Genomic DNA, 1,833 nt, shown 5'->3' on the forward strand with positions numbered 1-1,833 from the left:
ACCCGCATATGGACGTGTCGTCGAACATGGGCTTCAGCCTGTTGTTGAAGAAGGCCGAGAAGACGACCATCGATGGCAGGGTTGGCGCTGCCGCCAAACGCCTCGGCCTCGACAGTTTCCTCGGCCGCCTGCCGCGCCAGCTCTCCGGCGGCCAGCGCCAGCGCGTTGCCATGGGCCGCGCCATCGTGCGCGATCCGAAAGTCTTCCTGTTCGACGAGCCGCTCAGCAATCTCGACGCCAAGCTGCGCGTCCATATGCGCGCCGAGATCAAGGCGCTGCACCAGCAGCTCAGGACCACCTCGGTCTATGTGACGCACGACCAGGTCGAGGCGATGACCATGGCCGACCGCATCGTCGTCATGCATGACGGCTACGTGCAGCAGGTCGGCCATCCGCTCGAACTCTACGACCGGCCGGTCAACACTTTCGTTGCCGGCTTCATCGGCTCGCCCGGCATGAATTTCTTGCCGGCGAAGGTCGCCAAGGCCGGCAAGGTCGATGCCGTGCTCGCCGACGGCCAGAAGCTCAGGCTGCCGGACGGGCTGCCTCTGGAGGATGGCGATGCGCTCACCATCGGGTTGCGGCCGGAACATATCCGGCTGGCCGACGATGGCGCGCTCAAGGCGGAGGTCGAAGTGGTCGAGCCGCTCGGCCTGTCGACGCAGTTCTATGTCAGGCTCGCCAACCAGCAGGTCTGCGTCTTCGTCATGGGGCGCAGCAACGTCAGGCCGGGCGACATTGTGCGGCTGTCGGCCGATCCGGCGGCGCTGCACCTGTTCGATCCGAAAGATGGAAACCGGATCGGGTAAGCCGGCCGATCAGCGCCAGCGGAACGCGTCCAGCGTATAGTCGGGGTACGCGCCTTCGCGGTCGAAAAGCGCGCTGAGGTCGTCGACGTCGGCCAATATCCCCGACCGCACCAGCGCGGTTGCGATGCCCGCGCCGGCACCGCCGGCGATGTCGTGCTCGATGCTGTCGCCGACACAGACCACGCTGCCGCGATCTGGATTGCCGGCCAGCGCCAGCGCCGCCTCGTAGATCGCCGGATAGGGCTTGCCGATGCGGGTGACGCTGCCGCCGAGGCTTTCGTAGAGATCGGCGAGTTCGCCGGCGCCGAAGCGCGGCCCGACCGCCGTCAGCATGATCCGGTCGGGATTGGTGCAGAAGCACGGCACCCGCCGCGCCGCAGCCGGAGCGAGCAGAGTTCGATAGTGCTCGAGGTCGTAGCGATCGCCTTCGCTGGCGGAAATCAGCACCAGCTCGGCGTCGCTGCCGGTGTCGGTCAGAGCAAGCGGCAGCCCGTCGATCGCCGAGCGGTCATCGTCGCGGCTGATCAGCAGGCATTTCGTGCCGGGCTTGAGCGCGCCCGTGGCCGCCATGTCGTGGAAGGCGCGCCACGCCACCTCGCCGGAGGAGACGAAATGATCCCAGCTTCCAGCTTCGAAGCCGAGCTTCAGCAGGCGGCGCTCGTTCGGCTCCGCCCGCTTGCCGGAATTCGAGATCAGGATCACCGCCTTGCCGGCGCGCTTCAGCGCGGACAGGGTCTCCACCGCGCCGGGATAGGGCTGCTGTCCGTCGTGCAGCACCCCGAACTGGTCTAGCAGGAACACGCTGTAGCACTCGGCCAGCGCGGCAACCCCGTCGAGATGTCTGGCCTGTTTCGCGCTCACAGCAGCCCCGCTTCGCTTGCGCCCTTGAGCGCCAGCCGCGCCGTGCCGGCGGCGGCTTCGTCGGACAGCGCGGCCAGGAAATCGACGCCGAGCTTGCGCTGGCGGATCGCGGTCCAGGCGGCATTGGCGGCGCCGCCGCCGACGCTGCGCACCGAGGTCAGTT

2 protein-coding genes and 1 pseudogene are annotated in these 1,833 nt (G+C 67.8%); 1 reads left to right on the plus strand and 2 read right to left on the minus strand.

The genetic code is table 11. The annotated features are described in order from the left end of the window. A partial coding sequence (locus EN738_RS34025; protein ID WP_127287340.1) for a TOBE domain-containing protein occupies window positions 1-809 on the plus strand: 809 nt, incomplete at its 5' end. 9 nt (window positions 810-818) lie between these two features. Here EN738_RS34025 and EN738_RS34030 read toward each other — a convergent pair. Next, entirely contained in the window at window positions 819-1,670 is an 852-nt protein-coding gene (locus tag EN738_RS34030) for a TIGR01459 family HAD-type hydrolase (RefSeq protein ID WP_127287341.1), read from the minus strand. Beyond that, window positions 1,667-1,833 (minus strand): annotated as a pseudogene (locus EN738_RS36670) (carbohydrate kinase); the annotation flags it as partial. The pseudogene EN738_RS36670 and the gene EN738_RS34030, both read right to left, overlap by 4 nt.

The sequence above is a fragment of the Mesorhizobium sp. M4B.F.Ca.ET.017.02.2.1 genome (assembly GCF_003998955.1).
Taxonomy (GTDB): domain Bacteria; phylum Pseudomonadota; class Alphaproteobacteria; order Rhizobiales; family Rhizobiaceae; genus Mesorhizobium; species Mesorhizobium abyssinicae.